15 protein-coding genes and 1 riboswitch are annotated in these 20,688 nt (G+C 75.4%); of the genes, 11 read left to right on the top strand and 4 right to left on the bottom strand.

Annotation, left to right across the window (positions count from 1 at the left end):
• Window positions 1-8 precede the first annotated feature (8 nt).
• Genes A6F73_RS24995 through A6F73_RS25010 form a run of 4 tightly spaced genes read left to right on the top strand, consistent with a single transcriptional unit; the run spans window position 9 to window position 3,343 of the window.
• Window positions 9-1,700 (top strand): (2,3-dihydroxybenzoyl)adenylate synthase, encoded by a 1,692-nt coding sequence (locus tag A6F73_RS24995; RefSeq protein ID WP_063349842.1) that lies wholly within the window; start codon window positions 9-11, stop codon window positions 1,698-1,700.
• Between the two features lie 13 nt (window positions 1,701-1,713).
• Window positions 1,714-2,355 carry an isochorismatase family protein gene (locus A6F73_RS25000; protein ID WP_063349843.1) on the top strand — a complete coding sequence of 214 codons (642 nt, stop codon included), beginning with the start codon at window positions 1,714-1,716 and terminating at the stop codon, window positions 2,353-2,355.
• Window positions 2,356-2,360: 5 nt separating this feature from the next.
• Window positions 2,361-2,585, top strand: a complete 225-nt coding sequence (locus tag A6F73_RS25005; RefSeq protein WP_063349844.1) for a phosphopantetheine-binding protein — start codon at window positions 2,361-2,363, stop codon at window positions 2,583-2,585.
• Window positions 2,585-3,343, top strand: coding sequence for an AMP-binding protein (locus tag A6F73_RS25010; RefSeq protein ID WP_063349845.1), 759 nt, complete (start codon window positions 2,585-2,587; stop codon window positions 3,341-3,343). Before A6F73_RS25005 ends, A6F73_RS25010 begins: the two co-directional genes overlap by 1 nt.
• Window positions 3,344-3,429: 86 nt before the next feature.
• On the opposite strand, the gene A6F73_RS25015 is transcribed toward A6F73_RS25010, so the two are convergent.
• Complete coding sequence (locus tag A6F73_RS25015; protein WP_244293488.1) at window positions 3,430-4,554, bottom strand: amidohydrolase; 1,125 nt, start codon at window positions 4,552-4,554, stop codon at window positions 3,430-3,432.
• A gap of 124 nt (window positions 4,555-4,678) precedes the next feature.
• On the opposite strand from A6F73_RS25015, the gene A6F73_RS25020 reads away from it, so the two are divergent.
• The 5 genes from A6F73_RS25020 to A6F73_RS43360 are packed head-to-tail and all read left to right on the top strand — an operon-like array spanning window position 4,679 to window position 14,195.
• Window positions 4,679-12,034: a non-ribosomal peptide synthetase gene (locus A6F73_RS25020; protein ID WP_063349846.1), complete on the top strand. Its 7,356-nt coding sequence runs from the start codon at window positions 4,679-4,681 to the stop codon at window positions 12,032-12,034.
• The gene (locus A6F73_RS25025; RefSeq protein WP_063349847.1) at window positions 12,027-12,212 is read left to right on the top strand and encodes an MbtH family protein; all 186 of its coding nucleotides are present in this window, start codon (window positions 12,027-12,029) and stop codon (window positions 12,210-12,212) included. The genes A6F73_RS25020 and A6F73_RS25025 overlap by 8 nt, the downstream gene beginning before the upstream one ends.
• Window positions 12,209-13,597 carry a DHA2 family efflux MFS transporter permease subunit gene (locus A6F73_RS25030; protein ID WP_063349848.1) on the top strand — a complete coding sequence of 463 codons (1,389 nt, stop codon included), beginning with the start codon at window positions 12,209-12,211 and terminating at the stop codon, window positions 13,595-13,597. Before A6F73_RS25025 ends, A6F73_RS25030 begins: the two co-directional genes overlap by 4 nt.
• A gap of 47 nt (window positions 13,598-13,644) precedes the next feature.
• The gene (locus A6F73_RS25035; protein WP_244293489.1) at window positions 13,645-14,037 is read left to right on the top strand and encodes a Uma2 family endonuclease; all 393 of its coding nucleotides are present in this window, start codon (window positions 13,645-13,647) and stop codon (window positions 14,035-14,037) included.
• Window positions 14,016-14,195 (top strand): Uma2 family endonuclease, encoded by a 180-nt coding sequence (locus tag A6F73_RS43360; RefSeq protein ID WP_244293490.1) that lies wholly within the window; start codon window positions 14,016-14,018, stop codon window positions 14,193-14,195. The genes A6F73_RS25035 and A6F73_RS43360 overlap by 22 nt, the downstream gene beginning before the upstream one ends.
• Window positions 14,196-14,219: 24 nt before the next feature.
• Here the strand turns inward: A6F73_RS43360 and A6F73_RS25040 are convergent, their stop codons facing one another.
• The 3 genes from A6F73_RS25040 to fhuB all read right to left on the bottom strand — a co-directional run bounded on the left by A6F73_RS25040 (window position 14,220) and on the right by fhuB (window position 18,539).
• Window positions 14,220-15,074, bottom strand: coding sequence for an MBL fold metallo-hydrolase (locus A6F73_RS25040; RefSeq protein WP_063349849.1), 855 nt, complete (start codon window positions 15,072-15,074; stop codon window positions 14,220-14,222).
• 12 nt (window positions 15,075-15,086) lie between these two features.
• Window positions 15,087-15,147: riboswitch (guanidine-III (ykkC-III) riboswitch) on the bottom strand.
• Between the two features lie 89 nt (window positions 15,148-15,236).
• On the bottom strand, window positions 15,237-16,352 hold the full coding sequence (fes, locus tag A6F73_RS25045) for an enterochelin esterase (protein WP_063349850.1): 1,116 nt from the start codon (window positions 16,350-16,352) through the stop codon (window positions 15,237-15,239).
• Window positions 16,353-16,373: 21 nt separating this feature from the next.
• Window positions 16,374-18,539, bottom strand: a complete 2,166-nt coding sequence (gene fhuB / locus A6F73_RS25050; RefSeq protein ID WP_063349851.1) for a Fe(3+)-hydroxamate ABC transporter permease FhuB — start codon at window positions 18,537-18,539, stop codon at window positions 16,374-16,376.
• A gap of 105 nt (window positions 18,540-18,644) precedes the next feature.
• Between fhuB and A6F73_RS25055 the strand changes: the two genes are divergently transcribed.
• Both A6F73_RS25055 and A6F73_RS25060 read left to right on the top strand, forming a co-directional pair.
• Window positions 18,645-19,670, top strand: a complete 1,026-nt coding sequence (locus A6F73_RS25055; RefSeq protein WP_063351505.1) for an iron-siderophore ABC transporter substrate-binding protein — start codon at window positions 18,645-18,647, stop codon at window positions 19,668-19,670.
• Between the two features lie 137 nt (window positions 19,671-19,807).
• Window positions 19,808-20,593: an ABC transporter ATP-binding protein gene (locus A6F73_RS25060; protein ID WP_063349852.1), complete on the top strand. Its 786-nt coding sequence runs from the start codon at window positions 19,808-19,810 to the stop codon at window positions 20,591-20,593.
• Window positions 20,594-20,688 lie beyond the last annotated feature (95 nt).

Consider the following 20,688-nt stretch of genomic DNA (forward strand, 5'->3'; position numbering starts at 1 on the left):
GTTTTCTGATGCAGGATCAGTTCGACGTTGTGGACCAGGTCTCCCTTCAGGAGTCCGCCTTCACCCCGTACCCCGCCGAGTTCGCCGAGCGCTACCGGGCCGCCGGGTACTGGCGCGGCGAGACCTTCGGGCGGATGCTGCGCGAGCGCGCCGCCGCGCACGGCGAGCGGATCGCGATCGTCGACCCGGCGGGGGAGGGGCGGCGCTGGACGTACGCCGAACTCGACCGCCGCGCCGACCGGATGGCCGCCGGGCTGCTCGCCCGGGGGATCGGGCGCGGTGACCGCGTGGTGGTCCAACTGCCCAACGTGGCCGAGTTCTTCGAGGTGGTCTTCGCGCTGTTCCGGATCGGCGCGCTGCCGGTCTTCGCGCTGCCCGCCCACCGTGCCACCGAGATCGGCTACTTCTGCTCCTTCACCGGGGCGGCCGGCTACGTCGTCGCGGCCGTCGACAACGGCTTCGACTACCGCGAACTGGCCTCCCGGGTCAAGGCGGAGAGCCCGGCGCTGCGGCTGGTCCTGGTGGCCGGGGACGACCCGGGCGAGCACCTCCGGCTGGCGGACGTGCCCTGCGACGGGCCCGGTCCGGCCGAGGAGCCGGAGCCCGGGAGCGTCGCCTTCCTCCAGCTCTCCGGCGGCAGCACCGGTGTGCCCAAGCTGATCCCGCGCACCCACGACGACTACATCTACTCGCTGCGCGGCTCGGTCGAGCTGTGCGCGCTCGACGAGGACAGCGTCTACCTGTGCGCGCTGCCCGCCGCCCACAACTTCCCGCTCAGCTCGCCCGGTTCGCTCGGCACGCTGTACGCGGGCGGCCGGGTGGTGCTGTGCTCGCGGCCCAATCCGGAGACGGCCTTCCCGCTGATCGAGCGCGAGGGCGTGACCATCACCGGGCTGGTGCCGCCGCTGGCCCTGCTCTGGCTGGACGCCGCCGAGCGCGGCGCGGGCGGCCCCGGCGCGGGGGGCCTGGACAGCCTGGAGGTGCTGCTGGTCGGCGGCGCCAAGTTCAGCGCCGAGGCCGCCCGGAGGGTGGGCCCGGTGCTCGGCTGCACGCTCCAGCAGGTGTTCGGGATGGCCGAGGGGCTGGTCAACTACACCCGCCTGGACGATCCGGAGGAGCTGATCACCACCACTCAGGGCCGGCCGATCTCCCCGGACGACGAGGTCCGGGTGGTCGACGATCAGGACCAGGACCTGCCCGACGGCGTCACCGGCCACCTGCTCACCCGCGGCCCGTACACCATCCGCGGCTACTGGAACGCGCCCGAGCACAACGCCAACTCCTTCACGGCCGACGGCTTCTACCGCACCGGCGATCTCGTCCGCCGCACCCCCACCGGCCACCTGGTGGTCGAGGGCCGGGCCAAGGACCAGATCAACCGGGGCGGCGAGAAGGTCGCCGCCGAGGAGATCGAGAACCACCTGCTCGCCCACCCCGCCGTGCACGACGCGGCGGTGGTGTCGATGCCCGACCCCTACCTCGGCGAACGCACCTGCGCCTACGTCGTCCTGCGCGCCGAGAACCGCGAACAGCCGCCGAAGAGCATCGAGTTGAAGCGCTTCGTACGCCATCGCGGACTGGCCGAGTACAAGGTGCCGGACCGGGTCGAGTTCGTCGACGCCTTCCCCGCCACCGGGATCGGAAAGGTCAGCAAGAAGGACCTGCGCGCCGCCATCGCGGCCGCACTCCCTACTCACTGAAGGAAAGACCACCGTGGGCCTGCCCCGCATTCCCTCCTATCCCCTGCCCGCCGCCACCGAACTGCCCGCCAACCGGGTCGAGTGGACGGTCGACCCGGACCGCGCCGTGCTGCTGGTGCACGACCTGCAGAACCACTTCCTGGACGCCTTCGACGCCGCCGCCGCGCCGGTGCCCGAACTCCTCGGGAACGTCGGCCGGTTGGCCGAGGCGGCGCGCGCCCACGGCATGCCGGTGCTCTACTCGGCCCAGCCCGGCGGGCAGAGCCCGGCCGAACGCGGCCTCCAGCAGGACTTCTGGGGCCCGGGCATCCCGGACGACCCGCGCGCGACGGCGATCGCCGACGCCGTCGCCCCCGCATCGGGCGACACGCTGCTCACCAAGTGGAAGTACAGCGCCTTCGTGCGCACCGACCTGGACCGGCTGCTGCGCGAACAGGGCCGGGACCAGCTGGTGATCACCGGCGTGTACGCGCACATCGGGGTGCAGGCCACCGCCTGCGACGCCTGGATGCGCGACCTGCCGGCCTTCGTGGTGGCCGACGCGGTCGCCGACTTCGGCCCGGACGAGCACCGCGCGGCGCTGTCCTGGGTGGCCGGCCGCTGCGGGCAGGTCACCACCACCGACGCCGTCCTCGCGATGCTGGAAGGGAAGTGACGGGCATGGCCTTCACCGTGGAGCGGATCCGGGCCGAGGTCGCCGACCTGCTCGGAGAGGACCCGGCGGACGTCCCGCTGGACGAGAACCTGGCCGACTGGGGCCTGGACTCGGTCCGGCTGATGGCGCTCGCCGAGCGCTGGCGGGCCGAGGGCGCCGAGGTGGCGTTCGTGCAACTGGCCGAGCGCCCGGCCGTCGAGGCCTGGGCCGCACTGCTCGGCGCGGCCTGATGGAGGCCGTGCTGCTGGAGGCCGGGCCGCAGGCGCCCCCGCGCACGGACCGGGCGGCGAAGTACCCGCCGACCACCGTCGTGGGGCCGGTCGAGGCGCAGGCGGCCCGGACCCCGGACGCCCCCGCCGTGCTGCTCGCGGGCGGCGCGGTCGTCACGTACCGGGACCTGAACGCCGCGGCCAACCGGCTGGCGCGCGCCCTGGCCGCGCGCGGCGCCCGACCGGGGGCGGTGGTCGGTCTGGCGCCGGCCCGCCACCCGGCGCAGCTGCTGACCGCGCTGCTCGCGGTGGCCAAGTCCGGCGCGGCGTACCTGCCGCTGGACCCGGCGGACGCGCCCGGACGCCGGGAGCGGCTGCTCGCGGAGACCGCGCCGGTCTGCGTGCTGGGGGAGGGGGTGCCGGAGGCGCTGGCCGGGCTGGACGTGGACGGCGAGCTGGCCACCGACCCGCCCCGGGCGCTCACGCCGCAGCACCTGCTGTGTGTCGGGTACGGCCCGGGCGGGCGCCCGGACGCCGTCCGGCTCACCCACGCCGAGGCCGACCGCCGGGTGCGCGAGCTCCAGGCGGCCCACCCGCTCGGCCCGGGCGACCGGGTGCTGCAACTTGGCCTGCCGCTCTGGGAGTTCCTCTGGCCGCTGCGGACCGGCGCCGCCGTGGTGCTGGCCGACCCGCAGCGGCCGGGCGAGGTCGGGGAGCTGGTGAGGGAGCTGGGCGTCACGGCGGTGCGGGCGACGCCGGCGGCGCTGCTGGGCGGCTGACAGATGACAACATTCAGCGAACAACTTTCAGATAACAGATGATGAAATCTGTTATCTGAAAGTTGTCATCTGTCAGCCGCCGGCTGTCAGGCGTTCGTCGCCAGGTCCGCCGCCGTCCAGGCCATGGCGACCGCGCCGTCCAGCACCGCCCGGTCGGCCTGCGCCCCCACCGCGGCCTCGGCGAACGCGGCCTCGTGCGGGGCGCAGGCGCCGCCGGTGATGTCCAGCACCGGGTGGATGGCGGGCACGGCGTGGGAGACGTTCCCCATGTCGGTGCACGCGAACGGCCCGCTCTCGACCGGCTCCGGCCGGCCGAGCGCCGCCGCGTTGGCCCGCCAGAGGGCGAGCAGGGCGGGGTCGGAGCGCATGTCCAGGTAGTCCGGTTCGGGCCGGTCGAGAGTCACCTCGCAGCCGGTGGCGAGCGCCCCGGCCCGGAAGCAGTCCTCGACCCGGGCGCGCAGCTGCGCGAGGTCCTCGGCCGCCGAGGCGCGGATCTCGTACTCCGCGCTCGCGCTGTCGGGGATCAGGTTGGGCGCGGTGCCGGCGGCCGTGGTGATGCCGTGCACCCGCCACTGCGGCGGCAGGTGCTGGCGCAGCAGCCCGAGGGCGACCTGGGCGACGGTGAGCGCGTCGGCGGCGTTGCGCCCCTGGTGCGGGTTGAGGCTCGGGTGGGCGGCGCGGCCGGTGTAGCGGACGGAGAGGGTGCCGAGCGCGAAGGAGCGGAAGTCGGCGACCTCGACCGGGCAGGGGTGCACCATCATCGCCGCGTCCACGCCGTCGAAGGCGCCCGCCTCCAGCAGCAGCGCCTTTCCGGCTCCGCGCTCTTCGGCGGGCGCGCCGATCACCCGTACGGTGAGCCCGAGTTGGTCGGCGTACGGGGCGAGGCCGAGCGCCGCGCCGAGGCCGGCGGCGGCGATCAGGTTGTGCCCGCAGGCGTGCCCGAGGCCGGGCAGCGCGTCGTACTCGCAGACGAGTGCGACGGTGACCGGCCCGCTGCCGAGGCTCGCGGTGAACGCGGTGTCCAGTCCGTGCGCGGGCGCGGTGACGGCGTAGCCGTGGGCGCGCAGGAGTTCGGCGCACCAGGCGGCCGCGCGGTGCTCCTCGAACGCGGTCTCGGGGTGGGCGTGGATGCGGTGGCTGAGCGCGAGCAGTTCCGCGCGGTGCGCGTGGACGCGTTCGCGGACGGCCTGTTTGGTCGCGGTCAGGGGCATGGGCGGCGCCTCCGGGATGTCAGGGCCCCCGTACTGGGAGGCCGTTGACCAGATCATATGAAGTTAGATTAGGCTAACCTAACTAGGCGTTTCGTTCGCCGGACCCCGAGGAGCACCCCGAACCATGCCTGCCGTCGAAACCCAGGCCGTCGATGTCCCGCTGCTCGCCGCCCAGGCCGCCATCTGGTACGCGCAGTCACTCGACCCCGACAGCCCGGTCTACAACACCGGCGACGCCGTCGAGATCACCGGCCCGCTCGACGAGGCCCGGTTCGAGGACGCGCTGAGGCAGGCGGTCGACGAGGCCGAGGCGCTGAGCGCCGTCGTCGTCACCGGCCCGGACGGCACGCCCCGCCAGCAGCCGCGCCCCGGCCGCCGCTGGCCGCTGCACCACCTCGACCTGCGCGCCGCGCACGACCCGGCCGCCGAGGCCGAGGCCTGGATGCGCGCCGACCTCGCCCGCCCGGCCGACCTCGCCGAGGGCCCGCTGTTCACCCACGCGCTGATCCGCCTCGCCGACGACCGGTACCAGTGGTACCGGCGGATCCACCACCTCGCCGTCGACGCCTACGCGTTGAACCTCCTCGGCGAGCGCCTCGCCGAGCTGTACACCGCGCACACCACCGGCGCCGAGCCCGCCGCACGCCCGTTCGCCACCCTCGCCGAGGTCGTCGCCGAGGAGGCCGCCTACCGGGACGGCGAGGAGTACCCGGCCGACCGCGCCTACTGGGCCGACCGCCTGGCCGGCGCCGACACCCCGGCGACCCTGCCGGGCAGCCCGGCGCCCGCGCTGGCCGCAACCCCGGCCCAGGCCCCCCTGCGCCTCACCGCCGAACTGCCCGCCGGCACCCGCGACCGACTGGAGGGCGCCGCCGCCACCGCCCGCGCCACCTGGGCCGAACTGCTCCTCGCCGCCACCGCCGGCTACCTGCACCGCCTGGCCGGCACCGAGGACGTCGTGCTCGGCCTGCCGCTCGCCAACCGCCGCGGACCGGCCACCCTGCGCACCCCCGTCGCCGCCGCCAACGTCCTCCCGCTGCGCCTGGCCGTCCGCCCCGCCGACAGCGCCGAGGCGCTGCTGCGCCGGGTGGTCCGCGAGCTGCGCGCCGTCCGCCGCCACCAGCGCTACCCGCTGGAGGACCTGCGCCGCGACCTCGGGCTGACCGGCGAGCGGCGCGCCCTGTTCGGCCCGATGGTCAACATCAAGGCCTTCGAGGGCGATCTCGACCTGGCCGGCCTGCCCGGCGTCGTCCGCAACCTCGCCGCCGGACCGGTCGACGACCTCGCCGTCGGCGTCTCGCCCGCCCCCGGCGGCGCGCTGCGCCTCGTCCTGGACGCCGACCCCGCCCGCCACGACGCCGCCTCGCTCGCCGCCCACCGTGACGGGCTGTTGCGCTACCTCGACGCCCTCACCGACCTGCTGCTCACCGCCCCGCAGACACCGATCGCCCGGATCGACCTGCTCGACCCGGACGGCCTGCGCCGCGCCACCGCCGGGCGCGCGGAGCCGCCGCTCGACCGGACGCTGCCCGAGCTGTTCGCCGCGCAGGCCGCCCGCACCCCGGCCGCCGTCGCCGTCCGCAGCGGCAAAACCGCCCTCACCTTCGCCGAGTTGGACGCCGCCGCCAACCGCCTCGGCCACCGCCTGAACGCCCTCGGCGTGCGCGCCGGTGCGCCGGTCGCACTCGCCCTGCCGCGCGGCGTGGACACCCTGGTCGCGATGCTCGGCGTGCTCAAGGCCGGCGGCGCCTGCGTCTCCCTCGACCTCGCCCACCCCCGGCAACGCCTGGCCGCCGTCCTGGACGACGCCCGCCCGGTCTGCGCGGTCGGCACCGCCGACGCCTTCGCCCAACTGGACCTGCCGGCCGGCCTGCCCACCGTGCTGCCCGGGGACGCGGACGCCGAGCCCGTCACCGCGCCCCCGGCCCCCCGGCCCCACCACGCCGCCTACGTGCTGCACACCTCCGGCTCCACCGGCCGCCCCAAGGGCGTCGTCGTCACCCACGCCTCGCTGGCCAACCTGTACGCGGGCCACGGCGAGGACCACATCGCCCCGGCCGTGCGCCGCACCGGCCGCGAACGCCTGCGCGTCGCCCACAGCGCCTCGTTCGCCTTCGACGCCTCCTGGGACCCGGTGCTGTGGATGGTCCACGGCCACGAGCTGCACCTGCTCGACGACGCCACCTACCGCGACCCGGCCGCCCTGGCCGGCCACCTGCACCGGGAACGCGTCGACTACCTCGACGTCACCCCCTCCTACCTCGAAGTCCTGCTCTCCGAAGGCATCCTGGACGAGGAGTGGCACCGCCCGGCGGTCATCGCGGTCGGTGGCGAAGCCACCCCGCCCGCCCTCTGGCAGCGCCTCACCGCCGCAGCCGGCCTGCACCCGATCGACCTCTACGGCCCGACCGAGACCACCGTCGACGCCTACGCCTGGACGCCCGGTCCCGACGGCGCCCCGGTCGGCCGGGTGGTGCGCGGCTCCCGCGCCTACGTCCTCGACGGCTCGCTGCGCCCCGCGCCCGACGGCGTCGCCGGCGAACTCTACGTCGCCGGGGCCTGCCTGGCCCGCGGCTACCTCGGACGCCCCGACCTCACCGCCGAACGCTTCCTGGCCGACCCGTTCGGCCCGCCCGGCGACCGGATGTACCGCACCGGCGACCTCGCCCGCCGCCGACCGGACGGCACCCTGGAATTCCTCGGCCGCGCCGACGACCAGGTGAAGATCCGCGGCTTCCGGATCGAGCCCGGCGAGATCGCCGCCGTCCTCGCCGAACTGCCGGGCGTCGCCCAGGCCGTGGTGATCGCCCGCTCCGGTCCGCAGGGCAAGCGGCTGCTCGGGTACGTCGTCCCCGAGGCGGCTCCCGAGGCGGCTTCCGAGGCGGTTTCCGAGGCGGTTTCCGAGTCCGAGGCCGCCCCCGAGGCCGCCCCCGAGGCCGTCCCCGAGACCGTTGCCGAGGCCATGTCGGAGGACGCCGCCGAACCCGCCCCCACCCCCCGCGTCGCCCTCGACCCGGCCGCGCTGCGAGCCGCGCTCGCCGCCCGGCTGCCCGGCCACATGGTCCCGGCCGCCGTCCTGGTCCTCGACGAACTGCCGCGCACCGCCCACGACAAGCTCGACCACCGCGCCCTGCCCGAACCCGCCGCCGCCGAGCCCGGCACGGCCCCGGCCACGCCGCAGGAGGAACTGGTCTGCGGGCTGTTCGCCGACGTCCTCGACCTGCCGCAGGCGCCCGGGCGGGACGCCTCCTTCTTCGACCTCGGCGGCCACTCGCTGCTGGCCGGCCGCCTCGCCGCCCGGCTGCGCGAGACCTTCGCCGCCGCCGTCGGGTTCGCCGACGTCTTCCGCCACCCGACCCCGGCCGCGCTCGCCGCCCTGCTCGACGCGCACCCCGGCGGCGAGCCCGAGGCCCGCCCCGCGCTGGTGCCCGTGCCGCGCACCGACCGGATGCCGCTGTCACCCGCCCAGCGCGGCCTGTGGTTCCTGCACCGGCTCCAGGGCCCCAGCCCCACCTACAACATCCCGCTCGCCCTCACCCTCACCGGCCCGCTCGACCGGGCCGCCCTCGCCCTCGCCCTCGGCGACCTCGCCGCCCGGCACGAGGTGCTGCGCACGGTCTACGGCGAGGAGCCGGACGGCACGCCGTACCAGCGGGTGCTGCCCGCCGCGCCCGTCGAACTGCACGACGGCACCGAGCTCGCCGAAGCCGTCCGGCACGCCTTCGACCTCACCGGCCGGCCGCCGTTGCGCGCCACCCTGTTCACCCACGGCCCGGCCGAACACACCCTGCTCCTGCTGCTCCACCACATCGCGAGCGACGGCGCGTCCACCACCCCGCTGGTCCGCGACCTGTCCGCCGCCTACACCGCTCGGCTGGCCGGCCGCGCACCGGAACTCCCGGCGCCCGCCGTGCAGTTCGCGGACCACACGGCCTGGCAGCGGCAGCTGCTCGGCACCTCCGAGGCGCCCAGCCCGCTCGCCGCGCGGCAGTCGGAGTACTGGCGCACCGCCCTGGCCGGCCTGCCCGACCAGCTGGAACTGCCCACCGACCGCCCGCGCCCCGCCGTCGCCGGCCACCACGGCGCCACCGTGCCCTTCACCCTCGACGCCGAGGCGCACGCGGCCCTCGCCGCGCTCGCCCGGACCGCCGGCGGCACCGTCTTCATGGCCGTCCAGGCCGGACTCGCCGCCCTGCTCACCCGGCACGGCTGCGGCACCGACATCCCCGTCGGCACCCCGGTCGCCGGCCGCGACGACCCCGAAACCGCCGACCTGGTCGGCTACTTCGTCAACTCCGTGGTCCTGCGCACCGACACCTCGGGCGATCCGACCTTCCGCGAGCTGCTCGGCAAGGTCCGCAGCACCGTCCTCGCCGCCCACGAGCACGCCGACCTGCCCTTCGACCGCCTGGTCGAGGAGCTCAACCCGCCGCGCTCCCTCGCCCGCCACCCGCTGTTCCAGGTGATGCTCGCCTGGCAGAGTCGGCCCGACGAGCCCCACCCGTTGGGCGGCGGTCTCACCGCCCGGATCGCCGCCGTCCCCAGCGGCACCGCCAAGTTCGACCTCACCCTCAACGCGGGCGAGCTCCCCGACGGCGGCATCGGCGGCTTCCTGGAGTACCGCACCGACCTCTTCGACGCCGCCACCGTCGAAGGGCTCGCCACCCGCCTCGCCCGGCTGCTCACCGCCGCCGCCACCGCGCCCGACACCGCGATCGGCCGGCTCCCGCTGATCGGTGAGGAGGAGCGGCTGCGCGCCCTCGTCGAGTGGAACGGCACCCCGCACACCTCGGCCCCGCACACCTCGGACACCTCGGCCGCCCCGCACACCCCGGCCCCGGACGCCACCCTGGCCGAGCTGTTCGAGGCCGCGGCCGCCGCCAACCCGCGGGCCGTCGCCGTCAGTTGCGGTGACGAGCAGCTCGACTACACCGAACTCGCGGACCGCGCCGACCGCCTGGCCCGGCTGCTGGCCGCCAACGGCATCGGCCCCGGCACCATCGTCGCCCTCGCCCTGCCGCGCTCGCTCGAACTCGTCGTCGCCCTCCTCGCGGTGGCCAAGTCCGGCGCCGCCTACCTGCCGCTCGACCCCGACTACCCGGCCGACCGCCTCGCCTACATGCTGGCCGACGCCGCCCCCGCAGCCCTGCTCACCGACCGCGCCACCGCACCCCGGCTGCCCGCCCACCAGGTGCCCCAACTGCTCGTCGACGGACCGGAGTCGGCCGCCCACCCGGCCACCCCGCTGGCCCAGCACGAGCGCACCCGCCCGCTGCACGCCGAGGACACCGCGTACGTCATCTACACCTCCGGCTCCACCGGCCGGCCCAAGGGCGTGCCCGTCACCCACCACAACGTGGTCCGGCTGTTCCGCTCCACCGACCACTGGTTCGGATTCGGCGCGGACGACGTCTGGACCCTCTTCCACTCCTACGCCTTCGACTTCTCCGTCTGGGAGCTGTGGGGGGCCCTGCTGCACGGCGGCCGCCTGGTCGTCGTCCCGCACCTGGTCAGCCGCGACCCGGCGGCCTTCCTCGACCTGCTCGCCCGCGAACGTGTCACCGTGCTCAACCAGACCCCGTCCGCCTTCTACCAGCTCAGCGCCGCCGACCGGGACCACCCCGGAACCGAACTCGCCCTGCGCTACGTGGTGTTCGGCGGCGAGGCGCTCGAACTGGCCCGGCTCGACGACTGGTACGCCCGCCACCCGGAGGACGCGCCCACCCTGGTCAACATGTACGGCATCACCGAGACCACCGTGCACGTCTCCTACATCGCCCTCGACCGGGCCACCGCCGCCGCCGGGAGCAGCAGCACCATCGGCGTCAACATCCCCGACCTGCGGGTCTACGTCCTGGACCAGCACCTCCAGCCCGTCCCGCCCGGCGTCACCGGCGAGATGTACGTCGCCGGGGCCGGCCTGGCCCGCGGCTACCTCGGCCGCCCCGACCTCACCGCCGGGCGCTTCGTCGCCGACCCGTACGCCGAACTGTTCGGCGAGCGCGGCACCCGGATGTACCGCTCCGGCGACCTCGCCCGCCGCCGCGCCGACGGCGTCCTGGAGTACTTCGGCCGCGCCGACCAGCAGGTGAAGCTGCGCGGCTTCCGGATCGAACTCGGCGAGATCGAGGCCGTGCTGGCCGCCCACCCGGGCGTCGCCGACGCCGCCGTGGTCGTCCGCGAGGACGCCCCGGGCGACAAGCGACTGGTCGGCTACGCGGTCACCACGGCGAGCCCCGAGGAGTCGCACGCCGTCGCCGTCGCCGCCGTCACTCCGGAGGACCTGCGCGCCCACGCCGCCGCCGAACTGCCCGCCCACATGGTGCCCTCCGCCGTCGTCCTGCTGGACCGGCTGCCGCTCACCGCCAACGGCAAGCTCGACCGCCGCGCCCTGCCCGCCCCCGACGCACCCGCCACCGGCGCCGGACGCCCGCCGCGCACCCCGCGCGAACAGCAGCTGTGCGAACTCTTCGCCGAGGTGCTGGGCGTCGCGGCGGTCGGCGTCGACGACGACTTCTTCGCCCTCGGCGGCCACTCGCTGCTGGTCGTCCGCCTCGCCGGGCGGATCCGCGAACTGCTCGGCCTGGACGTCGGCATCGGCACCCTGTTCCAGTCGCCCACCGTCGCCGCCCTCGACGCGGCCCTGGCGGCCGGCTCGCAGAGCGCCGACGCGCTGGACGTCCTGCTCCCGCTGCGCCCCGCCGCGCCCGGACGTCGTACCCCGCTGTTCGCCGTCCACCCCGCCGGCGGCCTCAGCTGGTGCTACACCGGCCTGATCCGCCACCTGCCCGCCGACCAGCCGATCTACGGCCTCCAGGCCCAGGGCGTCGGCGCCGCCACGGCGGCCCGGCCCCTGCCGCAGACCCTGGACGAACTGGCCGCGCACTACGTCGACCGGCTGCGCGAGGTCCAGCCCGAGGGCCCGTACCGGCTGCTCGGCTGGTCCACCGGCGGGATCATCGCGCACGCCGTCGCCGTCCGGCTCCAGGACCTCGGCCACGCCGTCGAACTGCTCGCGATCCTGGACGCCTACCCCGCCGAGGGCTTCCGCGACCTGCCCGTCCCCGACCAGGCCGAGGCGCTGGAGGCGCTGCTCACCATGGGCGGCTACGGCCCCGAGGACCTCGCCGGGCGGCCGCTCGAACTCGCCGCCGTCACCGAGCTGCTGCGCCGCGAGGGCAGTCCGCTCGCCGGGCTCGACGACGCCACCGTGGCCGCCCTCAACCGTATCTACCTCAACACCAACCACCTCGTCCGGGGCCACGACCACCGCCCCTTCGACGGCGACGTGCTGTTCTTCCGCGCCACCGTCGACACCATCGACGAGACCCTGGTGCCCGAACTCTGGACCCCGTACGTGACCGGCCGCATCGACAACACCGACGTCGCCTGCTCGCACAAGGACATGACCCTGCCCGCCCCGATCGCGCACATCGCCCGCGTGATCACCGACCACCTGGAGAAGTCCTCCGATGAGTGACGCCCCCGCCAACCCCTTCGACGGTGACGGCGAGTTCCTCGCCCTCGTCAACGACCAGGGCCAGCACTCGCTCTGGCCGGCCTTCGCCGCCGTCCCGGCCGGCTGGAACGTCTCCCACGGCCCGTGCGAGCGCGCCGACGCCGTGCAGTGGATCACCGCCCACTGGACCGACCTGTGACCCCTCCGGCCGTCGAGGCCGCCCCGGCGCGCCCCCTGCTCGCGGGGCGCGCCGCGGTGGTCGTGGTCTACACCGCCGCGATGTGCATGAACGGCCTGGACTCGACCATCGTCAACCCCGCGCTGTTCACCATCGCCGAGGACTTCGGGCGGCCCGTCTCGGCCGCCAACGCCGTCGAGACGGCCTTCCTGGTCGGCCTCGCCGTCGGCCTGCCGGTGGCGGGCTGGCTCGGCGACCGGTTCGGCGTGAAACGGGTCTTCCTCGGCTCCCTGGCCGCGTTCACCCTCGCCTCCGCCCTGTGCGCCGCCGCGCCCGGCCTCGGCTCGCTCGCCGCCGCGCGGGCCGTCCAGGGCGTGGCCGGCGGACTGCTCACCCCCGTCGGGATGACCCTGCTGTTCCGGGCCTTCGCCCCGCACGAGCGGGCCGGCCTGGGCCGGATCCTGATCGTCCCGACCGCCCTGATGCCCGCCCTCGGCCCGCCGCTCGGCGGCCTCCTGACCGAACACCTCTCCTGGCACTGGCTGTTCCTGGTCAACGTGCCGATCGGGGTCGCGGCCGTCGTGACCGGGCTCATCGGCCTGCGCGCGGCGGACGAGCCCCCGGCCGGCCGCTTCGACACCACCGGCTTCCTGCTCGCCACCCCCGGCCTCGGGCTGCTCACCTACGCGCTCGGCTTCGGCCCGGCGCACGGCTGGTCCTCGCCCCCGGTGGCGCTCGGCGGCGTGGCCGGGCTCCTCCTGCTCGGCATCGCCGTGCGCCACCAACTCCGTGCCGCCGAACCACTGGTGGACCTGCGGCAGCTCGCCGACCGCACCTTCGGCACCGCCACCTGGCTGGCGCTGCTCACCTCGGCCGGCCTGATGGGTGCCCTGTTCGTCCTCCCGCTGCTCTACCAGGCCGCCCTCGGGGCCTCGGCCCTCGACGCAGGGCTGAGCGTCTTCCCCGAGGCGATCGGCCTGATGGCCGCCTCCCAGGTGGTCGACCGCCTGCTGCCCCGGTTCGGCCCCCGCCGCCTCGCGCTGCCCGCGCTGCTGCTCGCGGCCCTCGTCCTGGCCGCCCTCGGCTTCGCCGAGAACCCCTGGGCCGTACGGGCGTTGATGTTCGCGGTCGGGCTCGTCCTGGGCACCGCCGTGCTCACCGTCCAGATCGCCGGCTTCGCCGACGTCCCCGGGCCCGCGATGGGCCGCGCCATGGGCCTGTTCACCATCGTCCGCACCCTCGGCGGCGCCCTCGGCATCGCCGCCACCGCCGCCCTCATCGGCGCCCTGGACACCGACGGCGGCTCACCCGGCCCCTACCGCCTCGCGCTCCTGCTCACCGCCGCCCTGGTCGCCGCCGGCACCCTCCTCACCACCCGCCTCCCCCGGGAGGCGCCGGCACCCTGAATCGGCTCCGGCTGCCGTACGGTGGCCGGAGCACTGGAGGAGAGTCCATGAACCCCGAGCGCTACCGTCTTCTCGAAGAGGCCCGGCGCAGTCTCCCGGACGGCTACAAGGTGGAGTTGTCCGGCGACGTCATCGTCATGCAGGCGTCACCGTCGTCGGTCCACCAGCTGAACCTCGCGCTGGTCCAACGCCAGTTCGAGGCGCACTGCCCTCCCGGCTACTTCCCCACCGGGAACAGTGATCTCTCCTCACCCGAGGTCGGCTCCGTGCGCAATCCCGACCTCACCTACCTGCCCGAGGACGTCATCGACCTGGCCGGCCACGACATCCCCGCCGAGCTGGCCCTGATCGCCGTCGAGATCGTCTCCCGTCCAATCCCGAGAACGACTGGACGGGGAAGGTCCGCGACTACCCGCGCATGGGCTTCCCGCTCTATCTGATCGTGGACCCGCGGCAGCAGACGGCCACGCTGTTCTCCGAGCCGAACCACGACCGGTACCACACGAGGACCGAGCGGGAGTTCGGCGGGACGATCAGCGTTCCCGATCCGTTCGGCTTCGAACTGGACCTCGCGCGGCTCGTCCCGTACAAGGACTGATCGCCGAGCGCCTGACCGATGGGCTCAGGCGCTCGGCCAGAGGATCAGGTCGGGCAGGGCGTGCCGGCGCGGCCGGTCGCCGAGGTCGGCGAGTGCGGTGCGGATGGCCCGGAGGTGTCCGACGGTCAGTTCCAGGGGCGGCTCGTCGGGCTGGTGGGTCGTGCGGATGGGGTAGTCGACGCCGGGGGTGCGGGTCATCTCGATGTGGCAGCCGAGCAGATGCGTCACGGGGCGGCGTTCGGCGAAGTCGATCAGCCGGTCGACGGTGCGGGTGAAGGCCGGCCAGTCGTCGATGTAGAGGCGGCCCGGGTAGACGGTGTCGCCGGTGAGCAGCAGGCCCGTCCACGGGTCGTAGTAGGTGACGGCCGCCGGGTGGTGGCCCGGGGTGGCCAGGCATTCGAGCACCCGGCCGCCGCCGAGGTCCACCCGCGCGACGGCGTCCGGGTCCTGGTCGAAGCCGAAGTACGGCCAGGCCGTGGCCGGGTCGGCGCCGACCAGGGTCGTCGCGGGCCGGTCGGCGAACTGCCCGTCGCCCGCGACGTGGTCGCCGTGCGGGTGGGTGTGCAGGACGAGCAGCCCGTAGCCGTCGCGGGGGTTGTCGGCGAGCCACCGGTCGATGAGCCCGTCGACCACGGTACGCAGCGGGAAGTACGCGGCGGAGGCGGTGGCCCCGGTGTCGATCAGGACGGCCCGCTCGCCCCCGAACAGCAGGAACAGGAACGGCGCCTCGTAGTTGACCGCCTTGTTCTGCCGCAGGATGACGGTGTGCTCGTCGTACGCGTGGACCTGGATGTCCGGGTCCGTGTTGTGCTTCGCGGACGGGGATCCGTGGATCCACCGCACGTCGAGCGGACGGGCGATCGGGGCACCGGCGGCCATGACGTCTCCCTGGGTGCGTCGTCTTGGCGGGCCGGGTACGGCGCACATCTCGTCCGGGGCGGTCACCGGCGCGCCGCCACCGGGACGCTAGCACGCCCCCGTCGCCGCGCGCCGGTCCGCCTGGTCCGCCGGTCCGCCGATTCGCCGATTCGCCGGGAACCGTCAGGCACGCCCCAGCAGGTGCGCCAGCCCGTCCGCCAGCCCGCCGCGCCAACAGGCGTAGTCGTGGCCGCCGTTGAACTCGCGGTACGCGAGGTCGTAGCCGCGGGCGGTGAGGACGTCGCGCAGGTGGCGGTTCTGCGGGAGCAGCATCCACTCCTGGAGGCCGACCTCGACGTAGAACCGGGCCTCCCGCCGTTGCTCGCGGGCGAATTGGCGGGTCAGCCACTCACTGCCCTCGTCGAACTCCGTCTCGTCCGGCCACCAGAAGGAACCGGACTGGCAGAGCGCGCCGCCGAAGCGGTCGGGGCGCCGGAACGCGGCGAAGGCGGCGGTGAGGCCGCCCGCGCTCTGGCCGGCGATGACGGTGCCGGCCGGGTCGGTGGTGGTGCCGAACTCCGCTGCCGCCCAGGGGAGGAGGCGGTCGGCGAGGAGGTCGACGAAGGCCGGGTTGCAGCTGAGGTCGTCAGGGCGGCAGGGGCCCATGGTGTGGACGAGCAGGGCGACGGTGGGCGGGATGGCGCCGTCCGCCGCCAGGTTGTCGAGGGTGTCGCCGACCGACAGCACCTCGCCCCACATCTCGCCGTCCAGCAGCACGGCCACCGCGAACGGCCCGCCACCGGCGGAAGGCCCGCCACCGGCGGGGAGGTGGACGTCCACCCGCCGCCCGGCCACCTCGTGGGCCACTGTCCGCCCGCGCGGCACGCCGTCGCGCCGCCGGGCGTACGGCTGGGCGGGGGCGTCGGGCAGGCTGAGCACGGACGACGGGTGGCGCCCGTCGCGGGCGGGCAGCCGGGGGGCGGCGTCGTGCGGGTCGGGGCGGGCGTGGTCGAGGACGCGCAGCCAGTCCGCCCGGGTGGTGCCGGGGGCGTCCCCCCGGAACGGGTACAGCTGGTAGGACGCCCGGTGGTCGGCGCGCAGCCGGTAGGTGATCGACCAACGGCCGTCGCCGCGGCGGGTCATCAGGTGCGGGGCGAGGTCGCCGGCGTGCCGGTCCTTGTCGGTGACGGTGTGCAGGAGCGCGAGCACGCCGTCGCACGACGCGTCCTCGTGCACGAAGGTGACCAGGCGGTAGGCGGGGTCGGCCGGATCGGGCTCGACCAGGGGAAGGGTTTCCATCTGCGGGACTCCTCGGGGAGGTTAGGCGGGGGTGCCCTTGCGGCCGAGCAGCACCCAGAGCAGGAAGGGGCCGCCGAGGACGGTGGTGACGATGCCGACGGGGATCTCCACCCCGCCGATCAGCACCCGCCCCACGGTGTCGGCGAGCACGACGAGGACGGCGCCGGTCAGTGCCGAGCCGAGGACCGGTACGCGCGCCGGCCCGGCCAGCCGCCCGGCGATCACGGGCGCGGCCAGCGCGACGAAGCCGACCGGCCCGCACACGCCGACGGCCAGTCCGGCCAGCGCGACGGCCAGCAGCAGACAGCCGAGCCGGACCCGGCCCGGGTCGACGCCCAGCGAGGCGGCCACGCTGTCGTCGAAGCGCAGCACCGCCAGCCGCCGGGCCGCCGCCAGCGCGAGCGGCACGAGCACGGCCAGCCCGATCAGGACCGGGGTGGCGACGGCGTAGTCCCGCCCGTTGAGGCTGCCGGAGGTCCAGACGTACAGCGAGCCGGCCGAGTTGAGCGAGCGGCGGGCGAGCGCGACCTGGATGACGGCCGAGGCGAGCGCGGACATCGCGAGGCCGACGACCAGCACCCGGTAGCCCTGCGCGCCGAGCCCGCCGGAGACCAGGGTGACGACCAGGACGGCGGCCAGCGCGCCGAGCGGGCCGGCCCACCAGGCGCCGAAGGTGCCGGAGACGGTGGCGGAGATCAGGACGGCGGCGGTGGCGCCGTCGTTGACGCCGAGCAGTTCGGGGGTGGCGAGGCGGTTGCGGGCGAGGGTCTGGGTGAGGCAGCCGGCCAGGCCGAGGGCGGCGCCGGCGGCGAGCCCGGCGACGATCCGGCCGAGCCGGAACTTCTGCACCAGCAGCACGTCCAGCCGGTCGCCGTAGCCGAACACGGCCTGGAGGGTGCGGCCGAGGCCGAGTTCGCTCTGCCCGGCGTGGGCGGACACGACGACGACGGCGAGCAGCGCCGTGGCCAGGGCGAGCGAGGCGAGCAGCGCCCGGCGGGGGAGCAGCAGCGACCAGGCGCCGCGCCGCAGTACCAGGTCGGGTTTGGGCGCGGGCGGCTCGGACCGCCGGACGGGGGAGGGCTCGGCCGGATCGGCCATGCCGAGCGCGGCGGTCCGGCGGGAGCGGACGATCGCGATCAGCGCGGGGGCGCCGACCAGGGAGACGATCACCGACACCGGCGCCTCGAACGGGCGGGCCACCACCCGGGCCAGCACATCGGCCCCGGTGAGCACGGCGGCGCCGAACAGCCCTGCGAGCACGGTGAGTTGCCCGACCCTGGGGCCGGCGACGGTCCGTGCCAGGAATCCGGCGAGCAGGCCGAGGAAGGAGATCGGGCCGGCCAGCGCGACGGCCGAGGCGGTCAGCAGGGTGACGGCGAAGGCGACCGCGGCCCGGGTGGCGCCGGGGCGGTGGCCGAGGCCGCGGGCGAGGTCGTCGCCGAGCGCGAGCGCGGTGAGCGGCCGGGTGGCGAGCAGGGCGAGCAGGAAGCCCACGCCGAGCACCGGGGCGAGCTGGCGCAGTGTCGTCCAGCCCTCCACCCCGGCCAGCGAGCCCAGCACCCACACCCGGTACCGGTCGTACGCCTCGGGCGAGTTGACGATCAGCACGCCGGTGAGCCCGCCGAAGGTGGCGCCGACCGCCGAGCCGCCGAGCACCAGCCGCATCGGCGACCCGCCCCGGGCGCCCGCGATGAGCAGCACCAGCGTGCTGGCGAGCACGGCGCCGCCGAAGGCGAAGGCCAGGTACCCGTACGAGGTCTGGATGCCGAGTACGGCGATGCCGAGCACGACCCCCAGGGAGGCGCCGGCGTTGACGCCGAGCAGTCCGGTCTCGGCGAGCGGGTTGCGGGTGACGGACTGCAGCTGCGCCCCGGCGACCCCGAGTGCGGCGCCGACCAGCAGGGCGGTGGCCGTGCGGGGCAGGCGCAGGTCGCCGACGACGAGGGCGAGCCGGCTGTCCGCGCGGGCGCCGTGGCGGTCCAGCAGGTAGTCCAGCACCCGCCCGGGGCCGACCTCCCCGGCGCCGACGGACAGCGAGAGCGCGGCGAGGGCGAGCAGGACCGCGACCGCGCCGAGGGCGATCGGCCAGGCGGCGCGGCGGCCGTCCCCGCGCGGTGGTGGCGGTGGCGGCGGGGCGTCCGGCTCGGTGCGGGACTCCCCGGGGGCGCCCACTTGCGACAATGTCATAAGGTAAGGCTAACCTAATGAGCGCATCGTCCTGTGGGCACCGCCACCGTGCCAGGTCACCCGGACGCCGCCCAACCCCCGTACCACCGCTGCCCGGAGGCACCCATGCCGTTCGCCCAGAGCCCGCTCCACCCCGTCCGCCGCCGCGCGGCCCGGGCGCTGGCCGTCACCGGGGCGGCCGCCCTCCTGCTCGCCGGGTGCGGCTCCTCCGGGTCCTCCTCCGGATCCTCGGGCTCCGCGGGCGGCTCCACCGCCGCCGGCAGCCCGGCGGCGGACGCGGCCGGCGGCAAGCGCACCGTCAAGGACGCGACCGGCAAGGCCGTCGAGATCCCCGCCGCGCCCCAGCGGATCGTCACCCTCACCCAGGAGGACCTCGACGCGGTGCTCGCCCTCGGCGTCAAGCCCGTCGGCATCACCAACGGCCAGGGGCTCAACGAGCCGCCCGCCTACCTCAAGGACAAGGTCCAGGGCGTCCCGGTGGTCGGCAACCTGCTGCAGCCCGTCATGGACAAGGTCATCGCCGCCAAGCCCGACCTCATCCTGGCCGGCGACATGCAGGACGAGCAGATGCTCAAGCAGCTGCGCGAGATCACCCCCGCCACCCTCGTCACCATGGCACCCACCGACGACTGGAAGCTCGCCTTCCGCGGCATCGGAAACGCCGTCAACAAGCTCGACCAGAGCAACAAGGTGATCGCCGACTACGAGGCCAAGGCCGCCAAGGCCGGAGGCGACCTCGGCAAGAACAAGGGCGCGGCCGTCTCCATCGTCCGCTGGAACCCCACCGGGCCCAGCTGGATGGAGAAGAAGCAGTTCGCCAGCGGCGTCGCCCTCGACATGGGCCTCACCCGCCCGGCCGCGCAGGACAAGGACGGCAACGCGCACAGCCCGGCGCTCAGCCTGGAGAAGCTCGCCGAGATCGACGGCGACTGGCTGTTCCTGTCCACCCTCACCGACGACGGCAAGACCGCGCTCAAGGACGTCCAGTCCAAGCCCGCCTACCAGGAGCTGGGCGCGGTGAAGAACAAGCACGCCGTCACCGTGGACGGTTCGGTCTGGTCCACCCGCGGCGGGCCGCTCGCGGCCGACGTGGTCATCGGCGACATCGGCAAGGCGCTCGCCGCCTCCTGACCGGCCCGCGTTCGGGCCCCGTTCCGGGCTCGTGTCCGCGCTCGGGACCGGGCTCGGGCTCATGTCCGCGCCCGTGCCCGGCCGGCCGGCACCTCGCCCGGCCGGCCCGCAGCCCCCTCCAACCGAAGGAACCCTCGATGGAGTTGACGATCCAGGGCCTCACCGCCGGCTACGGCCCCGGCCGCCCGGTGCTCGCCGGCGTCGACCTCACCGTCCCGGCCGGCCGGGTGGTGGCCGTCGTCGGCCCGAACGGCTGCGGCAAGTCCACCCTGCTGCGGGCCGTCGCCCGGCTGCACCGGCCGGACGGCGGGCGGGTGCTGGTCGGCGGCGAGGACGTCTGGCGGCTGCGGCCGCGCCAGGCCGCGCACCGGGTCGCGCTGCTCCCGCAGAGCCCGCAGGCCCCCGAGGCGGTCACCGTCGCCGGACTCGTCCGCTACGGCCGCCACCCGCACCAGGGGCTCTTCCGCCAGTGGTCGGCCGACGACGAGCGGCTCACCGCGCGGGCGCTGCGCGCCACCGGCGTCGAGGAGCTCGCCGACCGCCGGCTGGACCGCCTCTCCGGCGGCCAGCGGCAGCGCTGCTGGCTCGCCATGGTGCTCGCCCAGGACGCGCCCGTCGTGCTGCTCGACGAACCCACCAGCGCGCTCGACCTCGGGCATGCCGTCGAAGTGCTGGAACTGGTCCGCGAGGTCGCCGCCGGCGGGCGGACGGTCGTCATGGTGCTGCACGACCTCGCGGCGGCGGCCCGTTACGCCGACCTGGTCGTCGCCCTGCGCGACGGCTCGGTGGTGGCCTGCGGCCCGCCCCGCGAGGTGGTCGACGCACCGCTGGTGCGCGCGCTGTACGACATCGACAGCGACGTGCTCGCCGCCCCCGGCGACGGCGCTCCGGTGATCGTCCCCCGTGCGGCGTCAGCGCATTGACGATGCGTCAGATGTGATCTGGCGGGCGGCGAGAGGCGGGTGACGGGGCAGGCGGCGTGCCGCCCTGTCCCGTTCACTCGTTCGACGGGTTTGCG

This window comes from Streptomyces sp. MJM8645 (assembly GCF_001625365.1).
Classification (GTDB): Bacteria; Actinomycetota; Actinomycetes; order Streptomycetales; family Streptomycetaceae; genus Kitasatospora.

What these genes read in the sequence shown, in the direction of transcription:
- A6F73_RS24995 (WP_063349842.1), top strand. Translation starts at nt 9, where the DNA reads ATGCAGGATCAGTTCGACGTTGTGGACCAGGTCTCCCTTCAGGAGTCC.
- A6F73_RS25005 (WP_063349844.1), top strand. Translation starts at nt 2,361, where the DNA reads ATGGCCTTCACCGTGGAGCGGATCCGGGCCGAGGTCGCCGACCTGCTC.
- A6F73_RS25010 (WP_063349845.1), top strand. Translation starts at nt 2,585, where the DNA reads ATGGAGGCCGTGCTGCTGGAGGCCGGGCCGCAGGCGCCCCCGCGCACG.
- A6F73_RS25015 (WP_244293488.1), bottom strand. Translation starts at nt 4,554, where the DNA reads ATGCCCCTGACCGCGACCAAACAGGCCGTCCGCGAACGCGTCCACGCG.
- A6F73_RS25020 (WP_063349846.1), top strand. Translation starts at nt 4,679, where the DNA reads ATGCCTGCCGTCGAAACCCAGGCCGTCGATGTCCCGCTGCTCGCCGCC.
- A6F73_RS25025 (WP_063349847.1), top strand. Translation starts at nt 12,027, where the DNA reads ATGAGTGACGCCCCCGCCAACCCCTTCGACGGTGACGGCGAGTTCCTC.
- A6F73_RS25035 (WP_244293489.1), top strand. Translation starts at nt 13,645, where the DNA reads ATGAACCCCGAGCGCTACCGTCTTCTCGAAGAGGCCCGGCGCAGTCTC.
- A6F73_RS43360 (WP_244293490.1), top strand. Translation starts at nt 14,016, where the DNA reads ATGGGCTTCCCGCTCTATCTGATCGTGGACCCGCGGCAGCAGACGGCC.
- A6F73_RS25040 (WP_063349849.1), bottom strand. Translation starts at nt 15,074, where the DNA reads ATGGCCGCCGGTGCCCCGATCGCCCGTCCGCTCGACGTGCGGTGGATC.
- fes (WP_063349850.1), bottom strand. Translation starts at nt 16,352, where the DNA reads ATGGAAACCCTTCCCCTGGTCGAGCCCGATCCGGCCGACCCCGCCTAC.
- fhuB (WP_063349851.1), bottom strand. Translation starts at nt 18,539, where the DNA reads ATGACATTGTCGCAAGTGGGCGCCCCCGGGGAGTCCCGCACCGAGCCG.
- A6F73_RS25055 (WP_063351505.1), top strand. Translation starts at nt 18,645, where the DNA reads ATGCCGTTCGCCCAGAGCCCGCTCCACCCCGTCCGCCGCCGCGCGGCC.
- A6F73_RS25060 (WP_063349852.1), top strand. Translation starts at nt 19,808, where the DNA reads ATGGAGTTGACGATCCAGGGCCTCACCGCCGGCTACGGCCCCGGCCGC.